The 21,702-nt window shown below is 36.6% G+C and carries 17 protein-coding genes; 3 read left to right on the plus strand and 14 right to left on the minus strand.

Annotated elements, in window-relative coordinates; translation table 11 throughout:
- Position 1 precedes the first annotated feature (1 nt).
- Positions 2–2,956: a DEAD/DEAH box helicase gene (locus GVN22_RS10225; protein ID WP_166550932.1), complete on the minus strand. Its 2,955-nt coding sequence runs from the start codon at positions 2,954–2,956 to the stop codon at positions 2–4.
- Positions 2,957–3,435: 479 nt separating this feature from the next.
- Entirely contained in the window at positions 3,436–4,647 is a 1,212-nt protein-coding gene (locus GVN22_RS10230; RefSeq protein ID WP_166550933.1) for a lipopolysaccharide assembly protein LapB, read from the minus strand.
- Positions 4,648–4,935: 288 nt separating this feature from the next.
- On the opposite strand from GVN22_RS10230, the gene hpt reads away from it, so the two are divergent.
- On the plus strand, positions 4,936–5,478 hold the full coding sequence (gene hpt, locus GVN22_RS10235) for a hypoxanthine phosphoribosyltransferase (RefSeq protein ID WP_205690847.1): 543 nt from the start codon (positions 4,936–4,938) through the stop codon (positions 5,476–5,478).
- 166 nt (positions 5,479–5,644) lie between these two features.
- Here hpt and serS read toward each other — a convergent pair whose 3' ends face one another.
- The 12 genes from serS to GVN22_RS10295 all read right to left on the minus strand — a co-directional run bounded on the left by serS (position 5,645) and on the right by GVN22_RS10295 (position 19,949).
- The gene (serS, locus tag GVN22_RS10240) at positions 5,645–6,916 is read right to left on the minus strand and encodes a serine--tRNA ligase (protein WP_166550934.1); all 1,272 of its coding nucleotides are present in this window, start codon (positions 6,914–6,916) and stop codon (positions 5,645–5,647) included.
- 16 nt (positions 6,917–6,932) lie between these two features.
- Positions 6,933–7,775 (minus strand): DUF4435 domain-containing protein, encoded by an 843-nt coding sequence (locus GVN22_RS10245; protein ID WP_166550935.1) that lies wholly within the window; start codon positions 7,773–7,775, stop codon positions 6,933–6,935.
- Positions 7,776–7,783: 8 nt separating this feature from the next.
- On the minus strand, positions 7,784–8,944 hold the full coding sequence (locus GVN22_RS10250) for an AAA family ATPase (RefSeq protein WP_166550936.1): 1,161 nt from the start codon (positions 8,942–8,944) through the stop codon (positions 7,784–7,786).
- A gap of 95 nt (positions 8,945–9,039) precedes the next feature.
- Entirely contained in the window at positions 9,040–10,398 is a 1,359-nt protein-coding gene (locus tag GVN22_RS10255) for an aspartate kinase (RefSeq protein ID WP_166550937.1), read from the minus strand.
- Between the two features lie 89 nt (positions 10,399–10,487).
- Positions 10,488–10,964: a 6,7-dimethyl-8-ribityllumazine synthase gene (gene ribH / locus GVN22_RS10260; protein ID WP_166550938.1), complete on the minus strand. Its 477-nt coding sequence runs from the start codon at positions 10,962–10,964 to the stop codon at positions 10,488–10,490.
- Between the two features lie 91 nt (positions 10,965–11,055).
- The gene (locus GVN22_RS10265) at positions 11,056–11,745 is read right to left on the minus strand and encodes a tetratricopeptide repeat protein (RefSeq protein ID WP_166550939.1); all 690 of its coding nucleotides are present in this window, start codon (positions 11,743–11,745) and stop codon (positions 11,056–11,058) included.
- A gap of 321 nt (positions 11,746–12,066) precedes the next feature.
- Positions 12,067–13,344 carry a murein hydrolase activator EnvC gene (locus tag GVN22_RS10270; RefSeq protein ID WP_166550940.1) on the minus strand — a complete coding sequence of 426 codons (1,278 nt, stop codon included), beginning with the start codon at positions 13,342–13,344 and terminating at the stop codon, positions 12,067–12,069.
- Between the two features lie 364 nt (positions 13,345–13,708).
- Positions 13,709–14,578 (minus strand): DUF4292 domain-containing protein, encoded by an 870-nt coding sequence (locus tag GVN22_RS10275; RefSeq protein ID WP_166550941.1) that lies wholly within the window; start codon positions 14,576–14,578, stop codon positions 13,709–13,711.
- A gap of 54 nt (positions 14,579–14,632) precedes the next feature.
- Positions 14,633–16,366 carry a tetratricopeptide repeat protein gene (locus tag GVN22_RS10280; RefSeq protein ID WP_166550942.1) on the minus strand — a complete coding sequence of 578 codons (1,734 nt, stop codon included), beginning with the start codon at positions 16,364–16,366 and terminating at the stop codon, positions 14,633–14,635.
- 294 nt (positions 16,367–16,660) lie between these two features.
- Positions 16,661–17,293: an acetyltransferase gene (locus GVN22_RS10285; protein ID WP_166550943.1), complete on the minus strand. Its 633-nt coding sequence runs from the start codon at positions 17,291–17,293 to the stop codon at positions 16,661–16,663.
- 39 nt (positions 17,294–17,332) lie between these two features.
- Positions 17,333–18,553 (minus strand): M14 family zinc carboxypeptidase, encoded by a 1,221-nt coding sequence (locus GVN22_RS10290; RefSeq protein ID WP_205690848.1) that lies wholly within the window; start codon positions 18,551–18,553, stop codon positions 17,333–17,335.
- 124 nt (positions 18,554–18,677) lie between these two features.
- Entirely contained in the window at positions 18,678–19,949 is a 1,272-nt protein-coding gene (locus tag GVN22_RS10295) for a voltage-gated chloride channel family protein (RefSeq protein WP_166550945.1), read from the minus strand.
- Between the two features lie 148 nt (positions 19,950–20,097).
- Here GVN22_RS10295 and GVN22_RS10300 point away from each other — a divergent pair, with 148 nt between their 5' ends.
- Positions 20,098–20,979, plus strand: a complete 882-nt coding sequence (locus GVN22_RS10300; RefSeq protein ID WP_166550946.1) for an AraC family transcriptional regulator — start codon at positions 20,098–20,100, stop codon at positions 20,977–20,979.
- A gap of 121 nt (positions 20,980–21,100) precedes the next feature.
- On the plus strand, positions 21,101–21,628 hold the full coding sequence (locus tag GVN22_RS10305) for a YceI family protein (protein ID WP_095160946.1): 528 nt from the start codon (positions 21,101–21,103) through the stop codon (positions 21,626–21,628).
- Positions 21,629–21,702: the final 74 nt, after the last annotated feature.

The raw sequence follows: 21,702 nt of genomic DNA on the forward strand, positions 1-21,702 counted from the left end.
TTTATTCCAATAAAGCTATTACGTCATCTTTACTCAACGATTTTACGAAATGTTCTTCCGTTGTAATAAGCTCTGAAGCTAGCTTTTGTTTGTTTTGTTGTAGTGACAAAATCTTTTCTTCCACAGAATTTTTGGTAATAAACTTATAGGTAAATACCGTTTTTACTTGCCCAATACGGTGAGCCCTATCTACCGCTTGCGCTTCAATAGCTGGATTCCACCAAGGGTCCAAAATAAACACATAATCCGCTGCGGTAAGATTGAGACCCAAACCTCCTGCTTTTAAAGAAATCAAGAAGATTTTTACATCATCATTTTCTTGAAATAGCTGTACCTGAGCTTGTCGATCATAAGTGCTCCCATCCAAATAGGCATAACGGCGTTTTTCTTGGTCGAGGCGCTCTCTAAACAAATCCAAGTGTTTTACAAATTGGCTAAATATCAACACCTTGTGTCCCTCTTCCAAGACAGTTTCGAGTTTTTCTAATACATCATCTAATTTGCCCGAATCGCCATCGTACTCATGATCCGTAAGGCGTGGGTGATTGGCTATTTGACGAAGTTTGGTCAAACCTTGTAAAACTACCATTTGTGATTTTGCCATTCCTTCGGTATCGATATGCTCCAAGATGAGATTACGATAATAGGATTTTGCCTCTTCGTATTCTTTTTCCTGTAATTCGGTCATTTTTGCATAATGTATACTTTCAATTTTTGGTGGTAATTCAGTCGCCACTTGCGATTTGTGCCTTCTCAGCATAAAGGGCTTGATAATCGAATAAAGGCGCTGTATTTTGAGCTCATCACTTTTCTTTTCAATCGGAATTTGAAATTCGTTTTTGAAAAAATGTTGTGTACCCAACAATCCAGGATTTACAAAGGTCATTTGTGACCACAAATCCATTGTACTGTTTTCGAGCGGAGTACCAGTCAACACCAACCTATGTCGAGTATTCAATTGCATAACAGCTTTGGTAATAAACGACGAAGGGTTTTTGATAGACTGAGATTCATCTAAAATGGCATAATGAAAACGATAATTTTTGAGAATATCTATATCAATTCGTACGATGCCATACGAAGTCAAAACCACATCATAATTGTCAAATTGCTCGATATTTTTATCACGATAGGTACCTGTGTAGGTCAAAACCTTAAGTTCTGGAGCAAATTTACGTGCTTCGGCCTCCCAGTTATAAATTAGGGAAGTAGGCATGACCAATAACGATGGACTGGCAACACCACTTTCTTTTTGAGATTGCAAAAGTGCCAAAGTTTGAACCGTTTTTCCCAAGCCCATATCATCCGCCAAGCAACCACCGAAGTTGTAATCATTCAAAAAGCGCATCCAATCATAGCCTGCTTTTTGGTAGGGGCGAAGGTTCCCTGCAAAGCCTTTGGGAACAGAATACTCTTGAATTTCTTCAAAATCACGGAGCTTTTGCAGTTTTCGGCTCATGATTGTCGTTGCTAACGAATCACGTTCCATATCTTGCACCAAAGACAAATGATGTTTTTTTAGAATAAAACCATCATTGTGATGATGCTCAACAAAGGCAAATAGCTCTGAGTATTGCGTAAACCATACCTCTGGAATAACCGCAATTTCGCCATTGGGTAAAGCAAATTCTTTCTTTCGCTGAAGAATCAAATTGCGGAGTTTTAGGAATGGTATTTCAAAATCTCCAAATTTTACCAACGTATGAATGTCAAACCAGTCGTTGCCTTCAGTGATGGTAACCTCGATTTTAGAATAACCCAAAAAGTATTTCTTTCCGTCAGATTCTACCTGTTGAGAAATCTCAAAACCTGCTTCGATTAGCTGTGGGTAACTAGCTTGTAGCCAAGAAAAAGCTTCCGTTTTGGGTAAAAGCATTTTACCGTTTTGGAGACTCATTCCCAAACTTTGCAACACTTTTAACTTCTCTTTTTCTAATGGTAAATCTCTTTTTACTTTATGAAAAATATAATCATCACCCTTCTTTTCCATACTTACATTGGACGATGCCGAGAAACTATCGAATCGAAAAGTATATTTTCCATACTGAAAAGCTAGACTCAGCACAACTTGTGTTTCGCTGGTATCTTCTTCTGGCGCGCCCGAATCGCTATCTACAAGTACCAGTTGGTTTTTCGTTTTTTGTTCAGAAATACTCAAAACTGGCACACAACGATAATTTTCAGAATGAATATCAAATCCTTTAGCATATACATCAAACATCGTAATGATTGATGTGACGAATTTACGGTAATAGTCTTCCTCAATACTTTTTGGAATAACTATGAATTTTTTATTGAGAAAAGGACGAAGTTTTTTACCATCCACATCTTTTTCAAAATGGTACAATTTATTTTCCAAAATCATCCAAGCAGGCTCTTCACAAACAATAAAGGCGTTTTTGTACTGAAAATCTACTTTCTGTCCAGCATATTTAATCGTCGGAAAGTAATGTGTATTATCAGCGTTGCGCATAAAATGGAAAAGAACCGTTGCACTTTCAGACAATACATCTACTTTTTGCCACACAGGATTACCATCGCTTCCCATAATGAAAAGCTGCTTATTGAGCAACAAAGGCATGATTTCAGCTTTTACACGCTCGTTATAATCCGTAATTAGCTCTTGAAGCGCTTTATCTCCTTTCTGAACGTCATACGTTTTGAGGAAAAAATCTACAATAGTCCGTTTTTTGGTTCCTCCAAATTTTTTAAAGATAGCATCTTGCTGAATCGAGTCGATTAGTTTGACCAACTTAAAGTCATTTTCATCGGGCTGGTATTCGCTAAGTCCTTCGCAAAATTCACGGATATTTTTAGTAGAAATATTTTGGTTCAGTAAAGTAAGTTCGCCTTTGGCGTCCAATTGTACTACAAAAGCCTCAAATAAATATCCAAGATACTCATGACTCAGTATCGTATAGATAATTTGAAAAGGCTGTGTTGTAGAAACTTTCATACGATTTACAAGTTGTTTAAGTCTTTGAGGACTCTCAAAGACGTCTGTTAATGTTATAACCTCTAAGCTGATTGGTTCTCAGTAAGGAAAATGAAACCTATCAAACTCATTTTAGTAGATTCGGAGGCGAATAGCTACAATCAATCTTTAAAATTTGGGCAGTTGATGAAAATTTGGCTATTAGGTTTATTGGTATTGCAAAATGGCAGTTGACAGCCATACAATCGTTTTTTTAACATTTAGAAAGCTTTCAAAAGCAGTGTATTAAACTCAAAACGATTAAATTCTGAATTTGTCTGAATAGTAAATATAAATAAAATCAATTAAATAGCACGATTTATAGCACTAATTTGAGTTTATGGAAATAGTTTTTTTGTATTTCTAAAAATCAGTCATCATTGCCACAAAAAGCAAATTCCTGTAAAAGAAATTCTTTTACAGGAATTTGAGCACTCACCTTCTTAAGTTATACGCAATGATTATCTACTCTTACGACGTAATTTTTTGGTTTCTGACAACAACTTTTTAGCCTCGTCGTGCTGGCTAGATTTACGTTCGGAGTCGTCTAATACTTCCTTGAAATAATCAATCGCCTTATCATAATCTTTTTCCATAGAGGCAATTTTGCCTAAAGTCAGTTTTGACGAAAGATAATACCCTGATTTTGTAGAATTGGTTAAAGTAGCAAAATCGATGGTTTTTTGGTAATATTTCTTTGCTTCTGCATAATCGCGGTTATAATTGAAGGCATAATACCCCAAAATATAGCTTGCATAGCGTCCGCTTACACCTTCGTAGCCAGGATAGTGCTCTTCAATTTTTTGTAAAATCCCTTTTGCTTCTTTTTCCGCTTCTGCTACACGTCCTGCCACAAATGCTGAACGAGCATGGAATCGATGAAAAAATGGATTATCGGGATAGGTCTCATGTGTGTATTTCGACAACTCATAAGCCTTCTCATTCATGTTTTCCATGCCATAAATCTGAAGTAAGAAATAACGTGCTTCGGTACGCGTATAAAAGGCATTATAGCTTACTTTTTCGAGCTGACCAATACCTTTTGGTTTGTCGCCTTTTGGAAATAGCCAAAGCACAGGACGGAGCAATGGGTAATTATCTTTGACATACTGGAAGTAATAATTGTACAAACCATCGCCAAACATCAGCTCTGGACTAAAATCTGAGAAACTTCTTGATTTATCTAAGTATTTTAAGGCATTTTTGGCTGCTAAGGTCGCTTTTGTCCAATGTTTACGTTCTGAATGCAAACGTCCTTTAAAAGCATACGCTGCTGCCATAAAGAAGGCCGCTTCGGGGTTTTCGGTATCATCCCAAATCACCTCTGCTTTTCGGATACTTTCGTCCATATATTCCAAACACTTTTCGTCATAAAGTACGTTGTCGGTGTTAGGTACAATTTTCCACCATTCCATCAATCCCAACAAAAAATCGGGGAGTGGATGATTAGGGTGTTTGATTTTCAAATAATTAAATTCTCTTTCTGCTTCGTAAAATTTAAAATTATACATGTGATTGATGGCCGTGGTAGCCTCAATCTGCACCTCTGTAGTCAGCAAAAGCATTCCTTTCGAACGCTCTTGTTCGGCTTTTTCGGTATCTTTCCACCATTGAGCTTGGCTCGTATTGATGACCAATAATACACTACACAAAAAAGCAATTAGGGACTTCATCGTATTCACTTGGCTTGGTTGATTGAGTTGGTTTATTTTTCGGATTCAAAATTATCACTCTTTTGAAGATATATCGTCCTGTTATCCACAATTAGTCGGTGAATATTGGAATTAACCTTCCTTAGGCATACAACAATCAGTGGGAGGCTTGCAAGCTACTCAAGTAGTTAACGTAAATCTTATTTGAAATATTAAAAACTAATTAAAAAATTTCTTCAAAATCTTGAATATTGCCTGATAGACAGTAATTTCACTTTTGATTTATTCTATTATAACGAGACCAATCCGATGAAACCAATCATCCAACTTCACGACAAGCAGTTCGAAATTTTTATTAAGCAAGAAATCATTGAGGATAAAATACGCCAAATGGCACAAGAAATCAGTAAAGATTATGAAGGCAAATGTCCAATTTTCTTAGCGATTTTGAATGGATCTTTTCTATTTGCTGCCGAGCTCATGAAGTCTGTATCTATCGATTGTGAAATCACGTTCTTGCGTGTTTCATCTTATCACTCGACCACTTCGACAGGGAAAATAACAGAAGTATTAGGTTTAAAAGAGGACATCACCGATCGTGATGTAATTATTCTTGAAGATATTATCGATACAGGGCTTACTATGGCGAAAATACAGGAGCAATTATTAGGTAAAAATCCAAAATCTCTAAAAGTTGCTTCTTTATTCCAAAAACCAGAAGCTCTCAAAACTCCAATTGACATAGCCTATTTAGGTTTTGAGCTTGAAAATCGTTTTGTATTAGGTTATGGACTAGACTATGATGGTTTAGGTAGAAATTTACCAGATTTATACGTTTTACATGAAGCCTAATAAGCTTATCAGGTAATTTTCCACAGATATTAAGTGGGTTGTGAATTGTGAATTAGTGATTTTATAAAATTTGTGTTTTAGCATGAGAGACACAAATCATTAGTCTCTATGTGTAAAATTCAAATAAAAATATTCACTAATTCACAATTCACTCATTCACCATTATCTACGCAATCATATCAAATCCACAGTATGGTACCAATGCTTTTGGAATACGAATACCTTCTGGTGTTTGGTTATTTTCGAGAATAGCTGCCAAAATACGTGGTAAAGCCAATGCCGAACCATTAAGCGTATGCAACAACTGAGACTTTCCTTCAGTTTTCATACGAAGTTTCAAACGGTTAGCTTGATATGTTTCGAAGTTAGATACAGAACTAACTTCCAACCAACGTTTTTGTGCACCAGAGAATACTTCCATATCGTACGTCAAAGCAGATGTGAAGCTCATATCGCCACCACAAAGACGAAGCACACGATATGGCAATTCTAACTTTTGCAACAAGCCTTGCACATGCAATGACATTTCTTCCAAAGCCGCATAAGAATTTTCAGGCTTTTCAATACGTACAATTTCTACTTTATCGAATTGGTGCAAACGGTTTAGTCCACGAACGTGAGCGCCCCAAGAGCCCGCCTCACGACGGAAACATGGTGTATAACCTGCGTTTTTAACAGGCAATTCTGCTTCTTGCAAAATCACATCACGATACAAGTTGGTAATAGGCACCTCAGCCGTTGGAATCAAATACAAATCATCTACAGTTGCATGGTACATTTGTCCATCCTTATCAGGTAATTGACCCGTACCAAAGCCAGAATCCTTGTTAATCAAGATAGGAGGTTGTACTTCGGCGTAACCCGCAGCAATAGCTTCGTCCAAGAAAAAGTTAATCAACGCACGTTGGATACGAGCACCTTTTCCTTTATACACTGGGAAACCAGCCCCTGTGATTTTATTTCCTAATTCGAAATCAATAATATCGTATTTCTTAATCAAGTCCCAGTGAGCCAAAGCATCTTCAGCAAGAGTTGGAACAGTACCATTTTCAAGAATTATCTCATTTTCTTCTGGCGTTTTACCTTCAGGAACACTGCTATGTGGTAAGTTTGGCAAAGTTACCAATACCTCATAAAGCTCAGATTCGATAGATTTTAGCGTCTCATCCAATTCTTTAGAGCGAGTTTTCAAGGTAGAAGTTTCAGCTTTGGCAGCTTCGGCTTCCTCTTTTTTACCAGCTTTCATCAAACCGCCAATCTCTTTGGCTAAAGCGTTTGATTTAGCGAGAGTAGAGTCTAACTCATTTTGGGTTTCGCGACGCTTATCATCCAGCACGATGATTTGCTCAACAGCTTCTTCAGCATTTTTAAAATGCTTTTTTTTCAAGCCAGCAATAGTGGCTTCTTTGTTTTCCTTGATTTGTTGAATTTGTAACATGGATTCTAATTATATACTAGCGATATATGACACAGTTGTTTTGCAAAGCCCAGTTGGAGGTATCCCGAAATAGCTGAGTTTGTTTGAAATGCTCAAGGCTGTAGCTAATGCGACATTGAGCAGCAATATTTTTTTCACTTATATCTTTACCATTTCCTGAACAGAAAAATGCTAAAACTTTCATAAAATCATGCCCGTTGCATACTTGAAGTAAATTATGAGAGTCGTGATACAAGGCTTTTACACCACTTATAATACTTTCAATATTTCTATTCTTTGCATTGGGAGAAAATGAAAGTATTTTTTCTACTATTTGCGTTTCCCCATAAACTATCAAAGATTCTTTATCAACAAAGTTGCTAATATTTAAAGGAGAAAATCTAAACTCGCATTCATTTCTTTCATTATACCACCTCAAATATCCGATAAATTGGATTGCATTCAGGAGTTTTGTTACAAACCCATTCATTTCACTATACCTAATATCTCCATTATATTCACTAATTACTGAGTATATGGCATCCTTATTTGCCACAATCATCATTTCTTCATCGTGATAATCCGAAAGAAACAAATTACTGTAAGTACTTTTTATCCCTTCCAAATGTAAAAAATCAGCATCTCTGATACCCATCAGCTTTGATTTATTACTTAGTAGTTTTATACCTTGCTCTAAAGAGTTTTTTCCGCCAGGAATGTATTCTACCTTTGTAATATCAGGATAAAAGAATTTTCGATAAAATCTCACATCACTTTCCCCTTCCAGTAAAATAAATACTTTCTCTTTATTTAAAGGGTGAGACATATCGAGGCGTAGTTCTGTTATTTTTTGGGCAGGTGTAATGTCTTCTTTTTTCATCACAATGATTAAGTTTCTAAATTAAATACTAAGTCCCATCTATCATTGATAATTTGCGGCGAATGTGTCGCTATAATGACTTGCATTTTCTGAAGCTTCATTATTTGCAAAATGTCGTTCAAAAAACCTTTTTGCCAAGTCACATGTAACGAAAGCTCCGGTTCGTCTATTAGTACTAATGTATTTAGGGTAGTCTTAAAGATTAGCTCGTATAACATCACAACCTCATGTTGTTCGCCAGATGAAAGTTCTGTTAACTTTAATTCTTTACCTTTATTGGTAATAAAAACAAATCCCTTTTTTCGGTCTATCTTAATCGTTTTATAAATAAATCGACTACTGTTTAAGATACTGGTAAAAAGCTCTAACCTTGCCAATAATCCCTCAAAAACTTTAATCTTATCTTCTGAGTCTTTCAAATAAACTAACAGCACATTAGCATTCCTTTCATCATAGATTGGTATTTCTTGAATACTTTCCATAAGCCCAAAAGATTGAAGTTTTTCATGTTTCATTCTAAGTATTCTGAAACGATTATTAAACTCTTCAATTGATATTTTTTCGTTTTCAGTAAGTAATCTTTTGGGAAAAGTACTATCTATTTGCTGATTGATAATATAAGACTGCTGTGTATATCTATCTAGTAACCCTTTTAATTCAATAGCACATCTATGAATCGTATCGATTGTCAATTCTTCTTCATCTAACTCTAATAAATTGCCACTTACAAAGAGTGAACTTCTATTAATTAATCGTTGCTCTTTAATTAGGTGAACTTTGGGTGAATTTAAAACTTCATTCAGTTTCTGATAAAAAAATGATAATTGATTGTCTTGTTCCTCAGCACTAAAAAGTTTATTAATATTTTGTTCCAGTTTATAATTAGCTAAAACAATATCAAGTTTTTCTAATTGTAGTAATACATAATCTTGATCTTTCACTAGGGAAAGTTTGGTCTTATCTTCGGTTTCTATCAAAATACTCTCAAAAACTAGAGTTTGAAAAAACGCAAGGTTATTATTAAACAAACTATCAATGATATTCAAAATCATAGTCTTTCCAAAACCATTTGGTCCTGTAATAATAGACAAGCTCTCTTCATTATGAAGAGGAATAGAATAATCAAATATGTCGAAAAGACCTTTTATTTCGATTTTTGATAGTTTCATTTGCTTTTATTTTTTTGTGAGAACAAAGATAAAAAAAATAGCCGTGGCGTAAGCTTCTGACGACACGGCTATTAGTATTTATTGCTTTTTATCACTTAGGGCGCTGAGAAAATACTTTTCATAGCATCTTCATATAAAAAACAACGCTCGTTAAGTGCATTTAGCGCTTCTGCCTTGTGCTTGCCGTGAATCAACAAGGAGATATTGTGCTCGGACGCACCGTAGGATATCATACGAATAGGGATGTTTTTCATGGCATCCAATACTTTCAAGGCAATACCTTCTTTGTCTGCCGAGAAGTTACCTACGATACAAACGATAGTTTGATCTTTATCGCATTCTTCTAGGTCAGCAAATTGTCTCAATTCTGCCATGATTTCTTCTAAGTGCTCATCGCTGTCGATTGTTACCGATACCGATACTTCAGAAGTAGTAATCATATCCACTGGAGTTTTGTATTTCTCGAATACTTCAAATACTCTACGCAAAAAGCCGTAAGCATTTAACATACGAGTAGAGTGGATATAAATAGCCGTAAGGTTATCTTTCGCTGCGATAGCTTTGATTTCACGATCAGATGTTTTATCTGCAATCAAAGTACCATAAGCTGAAGGCTCCATCGTATTTTTCAAACGAACAGGAACACCTTTCAATTTAGCAGGAGTAATCGTGCTTGGGTGCAAAATTTTAGCCCCAAAATAAGCTAATTCAGCAGCTTCTTCGAATGTCAACTCACGAATTGGGAATGTTTTTTTCACAATTCGTGGGTCGTTGTTGTGCATACCGTCGATGTCTGTCCAGATTTGAACTTCTTCAGCTACAATAGCACCACCAATCAATGAAGCGGTATAGTCAGAACCACCACGTTTAAGGTTATCTACTTCGCCACGTGGGTTACGGCAGATAAATCCTTGTGTGATGAAGACTTGTTTATCCTCTAATTGCGAAAGGATAGAGCTCAATTTTTCTTCTGTAAACTTCAATACAGGCTCATTATCTGCATCGATTAGCATAAAGTCTAATGCTGGCAACAATACCGCATTGATACCTTCTTCACGCAAGTATGCTTCGAACATTTGAGTTGAAAGCAATTCACCTTCAGCAACGATTTCTTTTTCTTGCTTAACGCTAAAAGGTTTGATGCTTACCAACGAGCGAATGAATGAAAATTCTTTATCAATGATTGCTTTACCTTCTGCATATCCAGCAGGAGTTTTGTAAAGTTCTTTGATAAATGTTTCATAATGTGCGTACAACTCTTCGATTTTTTGAGTTGCTTCTGCATCATTATTCGCCTTTAATGATTCCCCAATCGAAATCAAGGCGTTTGTGGTTCCCGAAAGAGCTGACAATACCACGATCTTACGTGTGCTATCTTCGGTAATCAAATTTCTAATCGAGTGCATTCGCTCGGGCTTCCCTACGGAAGTTCCCCCAAATTTCCAAACTTGCATTGTTATTGTGAATTATTGATTTTCTGGTTATTATATGCTTGAGATTGTCGTGGTAATGGGTAAAACCTTTTCCCATTTATTTTGTACGCTTAAAACTTCAACATTTTAACTGCTGTAATGGCAGCTTCGTCACCTTTATTGCCATGGATACCACCCGCACGATCAAGAGCTTGTTGCTCGGTATTTGGCGTTAACACACCAAATACAACAGGTTTGTCGTATTTCAAACTTACATTGGTAAGTCCTTGTGCAACCGCATGGTTGATGTAATCATTGTGTTTGGTTTCGCCTTGAATTACACAACCAATACAAATAACCGCATCGATATCCTCACGTTGAGCCATTTTTTGCGCACCAAAGCTTAATTCATAACTTCCTGGTACAGTAACGCGTAAGATATTATCTTCTTGCGCACCATAAGTCAAAAGCGTTTTATGAGCACCATCTGCCAATGCGTTGGTAACTTCCTCGTTCCATTCTGCTACAACGATAGCAAATCTTTTTTCTGTAATATCTGGTAAATTATCTGTTGAAAAAATGCTGAGATTTTTGTGGGCCGATGACATTCTATGATTGTTTTGTAAAAGTTATAACAAAAAAGGGACAAGAACTTAAGCTCTTATCCCTTCTGATGTAATCAATATTTTGATTTATTCCTTATTCAGAGACAGAGCCTTCTAACACCGCCTTGTATTTCTTGGCGTTGATATATTCAGCTGACTCTGCGTACTTCTCTACGATTTCGTTGTAAACATCCAAAGCTTCTTTGTTTTGCTTGTTTGCCTCGTAAGCAGCAGCCAACTTCATCAAATATGATGGAGTAAAGAATTTGTTTGATTTGTATTCAGAAGCTTTTTTGTAATAGTCGATAGCATCGCCGAAAGATTTTTTCTCAGCGTAAGCATCTCCAATTAAAGAGTATGCACGAGCTTGAACCAATAAATCTGAGCTACTGAATGACTTTAAGTGGTCGATAGCAGCATCATATTTACCTTCTTTCAACTCTGCAACACCTGCATAAAAATTAGCCAAGTTACCAGCATGTCCGCCGAACTCATTCGCTAATTTAGAAAACTCTTGTGCCGCTACTTTGTTTGAATCAGCTTCAAATTTGTAAACAGCATTGAACATTTTCGCTTGTGCTGCTTCATCTTGAGTAGCAACATAATATTTATAACCGAAATAGCCAATCACTGCTACGATAATCGCACCAGCTACACCAGAAACTAAACCTTTATTTTTTTCTACGGCTTGTTGTACTTTTTCGATGTCGTGTCCTAATTCTTGCTTCAATCCTTCTGGACTCTCCAAAAATTCAAGGTTTTTGTGTTCTTCTTTTTTTGCCATTGGGGTTTTGTAATTATTCGTTTAGGGTTGTTTACCAAATTGGATGAAATGTATTAATAAACAACTTTCTATGTAATTTTGTATTTAGTTGGTAAATGAACCTTTTCCTCTTCAAAGTACTTCTTTTTATCTACCAATTTGACCTTTGTAGGCTAGTAAAAATTTGGACTGCAAAATTATGAATTCTATTGGAATTTTAAAGGTTTTTCTGTAATCTTTTGGAGCATAGACCAAAAACTGCTTTTTTTTCGCCTTTTTAAACCCTTTTTTTTATAGAAAACACCTAAAACTCCTTCTCTATGAATGCCTTATAAAACAGCTTTAGCGATTTCTTAACCAAGATTCTGGATTCTGTTTTGCATTGTTTTTCCAAACCTGAAATTTGATTTCTGAGGTACCATCGCCATCAGTTGCTACTTGTCCTATTTTTTGACTTGACGATACACTTTGTCCTTCGCGTACTGTAACATTAGACAATTTGCCATAAACCGTAAAGTAGTCTCCATGCTGAATAGCTACAATGGTATTAACGCCTTGAATATTTACTACTGAACGTACGATTCCGTCATAAACAGCGTAAACAGAATTACCCGAATTGGTCTGAATATCTACGCCATCATTATTAAGCTTGACTCCTCTTAAAACAGGGTGATTATGTACTCCAAAGCGGTCAGAAATAAAGCCACTTTGTACTGGCCACGGCATTCTTCCTTTGAGTTGAGAAAATGACGTTGCTACTTTGCGTTCTTCTGGACTTAGCTCGATGGTTTTAGAACTAACTTTACTTTCCGAACTTGCATTATTGGTATCTTTTTCTCTATTCTTGATTCGTTGCTGAGAACGCTTTATTTCTCTCTCTACCATCTGAGCTATCATATTTTCTAACTTTTCGACGGCTCTCTTATTGGCATCAAGTTGTTCTTTTAACTGTTGTTCTTTTTGGTTCAGCTCTGCCACTACGCCAGTTTGCTTGACCTTCAAATCTTCAAGATTTTGAGTTTCTTGAATTTTTTCTTTCAAAACATTAGCCTGTTCTTGCTTTTTCTGAAGAATCTTTAGCTGTTCTAATCTTAGCTGTTCTCTTACACTTTCAATCAAAGTAGCTTGTCTTATTCTTGATTCAGAGTATTGACGAAGGTATTTATATCGCTTGACAAGCTTATTGAATGAGGGAGCCGAAAACAAAAAGCTCAACTGATTATACTTGTTACTCACTTTGGCAGCATTAAAAACCATTTTGGCATACTCTTGCTTGAGTTTTTCCAAATTTCCTGAAAGCTGACCACTTTCACGGGTTAACTCACTTACTTCGATATCCAAAAGCTCTTGGTTTTCAGTCAGTAAGTTGATCTGTTTACTTTGTTTATTGATACGCTCACCCAATGCATTGAGTTTGCCAACACTCACTTCCTTTTTTTGCTCGGTTTTGGCAATAATTGCATTAAGCTCGTTGATCTTACGAATGTTAGCCTGCTTTTCTGCTTCTAGTTTAGCTCGATTTATTTTCTTACGCTTGGTTTGTTGCGCATAGGTAGGAGTGAGGTATAACCCCAAGAAAACAACAAACAGTCCTGTGAATACTCTCAGGGCTGCCTTCATTCGGTAGATATGTTGCACTTGTGCTATAATGGCTTTAGGTATTTATGAAATTTTGAAAACCAAACTCACCACGTCCATTTCACACTATTAGGAACTATATCAGTTAATTGTATATCCGTTATTTGAATAAAATCTGTTACAGATATGCCTTTAAATGAATTTTTCTTTTGCTAAAATAAGTAATAATGAGTTTATCAGTAATAAACTAACCTCAACTCTATAGCTTCATTTACTTACTTGAGGGTTTGATTCAATAGTGTTAGTGATATGGGTAAATGAGGATTACCAGTAATATGTTGAAATCTTTTAAAAATGCAAGATAAGCTTTAAAGACAATATTGCTTAAAGCTTATCTTATTAAGTTTTAGTTTTTCTTCAAAAGCTTTTCTGGTACTTTAAAAGGAAACTGTAATGGCTCGTCTAACAACTCAACTTTGGTATGCTTGATATTGATTACTGTCTGATAAATTTTCTGGTCTTTCTCTGATTTATACTCAACTGTAATCAAGTTTGAAAGCGGGAAAAGCGTATTATTCAGTGCCGTAAAATCAGCAAAATCCATTTCGAGTTTGGTATTGGTTACATCTTGTGTTACTAAAAGCTTTTTTAGCTTTTTATCCTGACCGATGTAATTATCAATCTGTACTTTGCCTTCGTGTTGTTTGAGCAAAAAGTATTCATTTTCACGAATAACTCTTGATTTATTTTTCTTGAAAGGGCGATTTCCTACAATCAAAGCTTGAAGAATATCAAAGGTCAAATTGAATTTGAATTTTTCTGAAAAATGGTCATATCTGTACACATTGTACGAGCCTTCATACTTGTTATGAATTTTTACAGAATCTTTCGTAAAAACGGCTGTTGCAATTGACACAGGAAGTCCTGGAACAGACAAGTTCAACCAAATCACGCTATCCTTTTTAGCGCGAATGTCCATATTGACTGTCTGGTTTACATCTGCACTTTTGATTCCTACTTTGGCTTTTCCTTTAAGGTATTTAAAATCTACTTCATCGACGCTTACTTTTTCTATTTCAGCATCTTCTGTTTTAGGAGCATTGTCCACACTTACTTTCGAGGAGTCTGTGGTGGGAGCCACTACAACATTCGAAGTTCCATTTTTTAACGAGTCTGTGGTTGTTGAAACAAGTTCAGGAGATTTATTAATTGCTGGTTTTTTACAAGAAGCAATACCCAACATCAATGCGATACCTCCAATGATTAGTTTATTCATTTGTCTGTTATCAATAAAGCAAACCTGTGGTTTTTAATTTATGCTTGCTGTGAATTATTCTATTAGCTTTTGTTGCGAAATTTTTTGATCGAGATTATGGCTTGTTCCTCCAATAGCTTTTGCTTTTTTCCATTGCTCTACGGCTTTGGCAACTTCGCCTAATTGAAAAAGTACATCTCCATAATGCTCAACGACTGTTCCACTTTTATTGACGTTATTTTCTACGGCTTTTTCTAGATAAATTTTCGCCTTGGCAAAGTCTTTCATTTCATACAATACCCAAGCGTAAGTATCCAAATATGTTCCATTATTAGGATGACGTTCAACTAACCTATTAGCCATTTGAGCAGCCTTTTCGAGTTTTACTTTTCTCAAAGACAAAAAATAGCTGTAATTATTAAGCACATGGTCATTGTCAGGATCTTCTTTCAAGGCAGCTTCATAAGCCTCATCAGACTTTTCATGTTTGCCGATACTATTGTAGGTATCACCTAATTGGGCAAAAATATGTTGTGCAAGCTCATATCCCTCTGGAGCCAATCGCTTAGCTTCTTCGAGCGCTTCAATAGCTTTTTCGTTGTTGCGTTTACGATAATGTGCTGAGCCATTCAGATACCAAAAAATAGACTGATTGGGAAACACTTCGATAGCCTCCTCCGAGTGCACAATGGCACTATCAATTTGATTCAGGTCAAAGTCTAACTGAATGATTCGTCCCCATACCTCATTGACAGAAGGGTCTAAGTGAGCAGCCTTCACATATTCGTTGCGTGCTTCGGCAACTTCACCTTTTTGAAACAACAAATCTCCATAAATTGCATGAGATTTGGGATCTTTGGGATTAGCTACAATTAAAGATTTAACTAGGTTGAATGCCATTTGTTTCGACTTCTCATCCTTCATCATCGACACGTAGCTCATAAGAATACGAGCTTTGGCATTGACATCTAAGTTGGGGTCAGCAAAAGCCAGCTCTAACTCCTTGTTGCACTTATCCATATCGCCTTTCTCTTGATACAATTGCGCCAACATTACGTGTGCCTGCGCATTGCCAGAATTCATTTTCAGAATCTTTTCAAGATAGGGGATAGCTTGGTCATTTCTTTTGTTGGCAATCAATAACTCGGCTTGGTCTATGATATAATCTATTTCTTCGGGGTCGGAGGCAATCAGTTTTTCTCCTTCCTTGATAGCATCATCTACTTTTCCTATTTTTAACAATACCGCTTGTTTTTGGCGAGAAAGTTCTTCACTAATACCTAATACTTTTTCGGCTCTATCAAATGCTTTTACGGCATCATCCAAACGATTATCGAAGATATACAAGGCCCCTTGTTGCAGATAGTATTCAGGATTGTTTGGAAACAGATTTACCAATTTTTGATACACGGTTTGTGCTTCAGAAAATTGTTTGTTTTTGACATACAAATCTGCTAAAAGCTCGTTATAACTAGCATTGTTTGGATCTAGCTCTATCGCTTTTTGCACATATCCTATGGCTTTATCTTCGGCTTCCAACTTACGATATACTTTCCCTAAAGCATAAAGAATACCACTATTTTGGGGAGTTATCGACAATGCTTTTTCCAAAGGAGCAATCGCTTTGTCATAATCTTCCATCATGAAGTACTTCATCCCATCAGTAAAATGCCCCTCTGCCTCTAATTGTTGTGCAGGGGTAATTTCAATCTTTTTGGTAGAGGCATCTTTCTTTTGAGCAAATCCTATTTGATGGCTCATGACAAACACAGCCCCCACAAGGATAGTATTTCTTAATGTAATATGCATATTGTTTGGGTAGTACATTCGGTGGTTCTGTGGTGGCAAATGAAGCACTACAGGGAATCTTTTTCAAAGTTACTAAAATAATTTTCAAGTCCTTGAAATCAAAGCAATTCGCTAAATCATTCGGTATTTTATGGCTTTAGACTTGTTAGCTATTGGCTGCTCTTTTGCTATAAAATTATCTGAGTATAGTTTAGGGCAATAACGTAGAATTATAAATATCTGGTATAAAAATGCTTGGCTTTGAGCAATCGGTTCTCAATTTTGAAGCCCCGTCCACTCAAAGCCAATTTTTTCTTATACTTTTTTCGCAGGGTTACCAAATACCGTTTCTTTGGCTTTTACATCTTCGATTACGACAGAACCAGCGCCAATTCTAGCGCTTTTGCCAATTTTTACTCCACCTACAATTGTTACACCTGTTCCAATAAAGGCATTGTCCTCGATTACTGCTCCTGCACCAATGACTGTTCCTGCTCCGATTTGAACAAAATCGCCCACCTTCGCATCTACATCTATCAATACTCTACTGTGTAAAATATTATGATTACCAATTTCAGCTCTTGGGTTGATAATTGCACCTGCTGCAATCAAGTTCCCATGACCAATTGATGCCGTTGAAGCAATGATAGACTGGTCATGAATAGCATTGACAGGCTGTACTTTGCGCACATCATGAAGCATTTCTACAATGTTTTTACGCACCTTTGTTTCGTCGATTGCGACAAATGCTTCACATTTTTTACCAATCAATTTGGTATATCCCTCATCGTCAGGTGAGCCTAATACAGTAATATCATCTATTTCGGTATTGTGTAGCTTTTCGTTATCGTCCAAAAAAGCATATACTACGACATTGTTTCTCTTAAAAATATCAAGTGCCACTGCGCCCAAACCGCTTGCACCAATAATAATCACTGGATTTTCCATTTGTTTGATTGAATTAGACTGTCTCTAGACTTTCGGAGCTTATTGAATCACTCCATTTTTTATCACATATTTTACTTCGTCATTTTTCAACAAAGTAAAATCGGCTTTCATTCCTAAACTAATTTCTTTTTTTGCTTGTATTGTCAATCCTTTCCCATCGATTTCATCTGTTCCAAAAAAGACAGACATATCTCCGATTTCTTCGACTGTACTTGTATTGACAAAATCATCATCTCCACTAACGGGTTCTTCGCCACGATTGATGGCAATATCTGCGACATAACTTACTTTACCTTTTTGGATAGTTACATTTCTGATAATTAAATCAAAAATTGCCTTCCCATTTACGGGCAAAGCATCATAAGTCTCAGTAGTTTCGTTGACGTAGGACTTTGTAGCAACCGAATTTAAGGCAGATAAAATAGAAATATAATTTAGCTTACGAATATACTGTTTCTCGGGGTCGTTTTTAAATCCTCCAGATTCGATCAGTATCAGCGAAGTTCCCCATTTTTGGATATTATCCCCAAAAGCTCTTGGTTCAAAATCTGATGGCCACTTGCCCACACAATTCGGTAAATATTGTTGCAAACCACGGTTCATCTGTACAATTACTTGCATTGCTTTTTTGCGAACATTGTTTACTTCTTGAGCCTCGTTGTAAGCTGTTGCCAAAAATGACATCGTTGCTAGATTACCCGTTTGTCCAGCCGAATATCTACGGTCTTTATCGTGCAGGTTAAAACCAAAATCAGGTTTTAAGGTTTTGACCAATTTTTTCAACAAACGCCCTTCAGGGGTTTGTAAAGCCAAAGCATCACGGTTCATATCTATGCCCAAAGCGGTGTATCTCGACCATGCTTCGGCACCGTCAGGATTGAGCATTGGCACAAAATAAAAAGTACATTTTTCGAGCAATGTCTTTTTAAAATCCGTATATGAAGGTGTATCTTTTCCAAAAAAATTGAAAATATCCATCAAAGCCATTGTAGCAGTGGCCTCATTGCCATGCATCTGCGACCATAAAAGTACTTTGATTGGTCCATTTCCTATTTTGACTTGATAAATAGCTCGTCCTTCAGTCGATTTTTCTGCAATTTGGACATCAAACAACGGATTTGCCTTTAGTTTTTCTAGTAAATTTACCAAAGTAGCATGCCCAAAACGACGTTTGGTAATCGCTTTTTCTTGAAACTGCTCATAAGAATCAAACAGATTTTTCTGCAATTCTTGTGCATTTATCTGGGTAAGTTGTGTCATTAAAATAATTACCAGTATTAAAAAATTTCGCATGAGACGATAGAGGAATAAAAGGGGGTATCCTAAATTTACCCATTTATTCTCTGAACAAAAACATCTCTGATAAAATCACTTTAGTATTTATCTAAAAAAATTCATTGATTTCATTCATGGGAGCCTTATTTCCTCCAACAATCTGAGCAGCATAAATACCAATATGCCCAGAAAATAAATACGCCGTAATACATGAGATAGCAATAAATACAGCCGATTCGGCTCCAAAAAGTTCGATACCCATGAGAGTACACGCCAACGGCGTATTAGAAGCACCCGAAAACACTCCTACAAAACCCATCGCAGCTAATAAACTCAAAGGTAAAGGAATTATCGTAGAAAGCGTATTTCCTAAAGTAGCTCCTATATAAAACAAAGGTGTTACTTCGCCACCTTTAAACCCTGAACCGAGCGTAAGAGAAGTAAAAAAAGTTTTCCCCAGAAAATCATACCAATTAACCGACTTTTGAAAAGCTTCTACAATTACTGGCACGCCCAATCCGCTATATCGTTCAGCTTTGAAACCAATCAAAAGAATTGCCACAAGCACGCCCCCAATTACGGCACGAAGAGGGGGATAGGATACTTTTTGCTTGAAAAAATTCCCCCAAGCATGTGTCATTTTGGCAAATATCAAACCCATCAGTCCAAAGATAGCTCCAGCCAGCATTGCCCATACGAGTGACGTCGGTATCAATGGCGTTTGTTCGCTCACTACATAATGTGTGTGCCCTACATGCCAAACCGACTGACAAACATAATCTGCTATAATTGCACCCAATAAACTTGGTAAAATAGCCTCGTAGCGCATTTTGCCAATAATGGCCACTTCCAAGGCAAAGACTGTTCCCGCCAAGGGTGTTCCAAATACTGAGGCAAAACCTGCACTGATACCCACAATGAGTATGATTTTTCTATCAAAATGAGTGGTATCTCTTTTAAACCCTAGTTTTCCAGTAAGTTTAGAACCCCAGAGATACAAGTTATCCGCCAATGCTCCACCCATTTGGACCGCAGTACCTTCACGACCAGCGGAGCCACCAAATAAATGGGTTATGACAGTTGTCACAAGGATCATAGGCATCATTAGCAAAGGAATCGTTTGAGTCGATTTTTGTAATTCCTCTATTAGCTGATTATTTCCTTTGGCAACAGATGCCCCCCAATAATGATAAATACCACCTACCACCATGCCTGCCAGAGGTAATAGCCAGATTAGCCATGTATGATTTTCATGATAATGCGTAGCCCAATCTAATGCAAGCAGAAAAAAAGCTGACGCACTTCCTACCACAAACCCGACTACAATACATATCAATAGCCACTTGATGACAAACTGAAGTGAAACAAGTTGTAAATTCATATTGCAAAGTTAAGTTGTTGATTTAAAACAGCCAATTTTCCATAAATCGCCTTATCCCTTTCAAAGATTTAGTATATTTGAATATCTATGCCATTCAACCACCAATCGTAGAAACAAAGCTCGTCTGATTTTTAATTTTTTAATTTCTATGAAAACACTTCGACTTGAAGAGGTGACGCCTTCTAAACTTCATTTTGAACTCAATACCATGCAGTGGCTAGAAGAACACCGTTCTGAGCAGTCCAACGAAATGCACAAGCATGATTACTATGTGATTATTTGGGTAAAAGAAGGCACAGGTACACATACGGTTGATTTTCAACAATTCGAATTACATCCTCAAACTTTTTGGTTTCTTTCACCAGGTCAAGCGCACGCTTTTCATTTTCAATCGCCTCCTAGTGGGTATGTTATTTCGTTCGATAGTGATTTTTTCTTTACTTATGAAAATAATAGAGAACTCCTGATTGACACTGGACTTTTCCACAATACTTTTCAGTTTAAGCCTTTCACATTAGATACCTCTCTTACTTTTGGTTTAGAGAATATCCTTCAAAACATTCAAGCCGAATATCAAAATCGTGATGGTATTTACCAAGAAGATATGCTGAGAAGCTTAATCAAAATGTTTTTGATACAATGCGCACGCTTATTTTCGAGCCAATTAGCTCCGACACATGATGAATCTTCAAAGTCTGTTTGTTTGGTCAGACGATTTCAGGATTTGGTAGAACTTCGTTTTAGTCAAAAAAACAAAGTTGCTGATTACGCCGACCAACTGAGTGTTACACCAAGCCATTTGAACGATACTGTCAAAAAAGTAACAGGACAACCAGCCTCCGAACACATCAAGCAACGTGTTATTCTGGAAATTAAACGAAAAGCCAATTTTGGAATGGTATCAGCCAAAGAAATTGCCTTCGATTTGGGCTTCGAAGATGAAGCACACTTTTCTAAATACTTCAAAAATTATACAGGACAAACCTTTTCTGAGTATAAAAAACAGCTTGCCAGCCACTCAAAACGCTAATTTTTTTGATAATCCGTAAAATCGACAAGTTTATCCGTAAATTATATATCACAACATTTAATGTATATACATAGATTTGCATTATCAAATTAAAACAAACAACATTTAAACATACAAAGTCATGGCAACTAACACTTGGGCAATCGACCCTTCACACTCAGAAATCCAATTCAAAGTAAAACACTTAGTAATCACTACCGTAACAGGTCATTTCGAAGAGTTTTCGGGTGCAGTAGAAGCAGAAGAAGGATTTGAAAATGCAAGCATTTCATTCGAAGCTAACACGGCATCTATCAATACAAAAAGCGAACAACGTGACGGTCACTTGAAAAGTGCTGACTTTTTCGACGTTGAACAATTTCCTACCTTATCATTCAAATCTACATCATTTGTAAAAGACGGTAGCGATTTTGAATTGAAAGGTGATTTGACTATCAAAGGAGTAACACTTCCAGTTACATTAGACGTTGACTTCGAAGGTGTTGCTACTGACCCTTGGGGTAATGTAAAAGCTGGTTTTGAAGTAACAGGTAAAATCAACCGTAAAGATTTCGGTTTGACTTGGAACGCCATCACAGAAGCTGGTAGTGCATTGGTAAGTGAAGAAGTTAAACTAGTAGCTAACATTCAGTTGGTAAAACAAGCTTAATATAATAGGCAAGGAGGGAACTGGCTACAAAGCACAAAGTTTATAGCCTGCTTATTTTGTCACTCTCAAATTAA

The organism is Cellulophaga sp. BC115SP (assembly GCF_009905545.1).
Taxonomy (GTDB): Bacteria; Bacteroidota; Bacteroidia; order Cytophagales; family Spirosomataceae; genus Flectobacillus; species Flectobacillus rivi.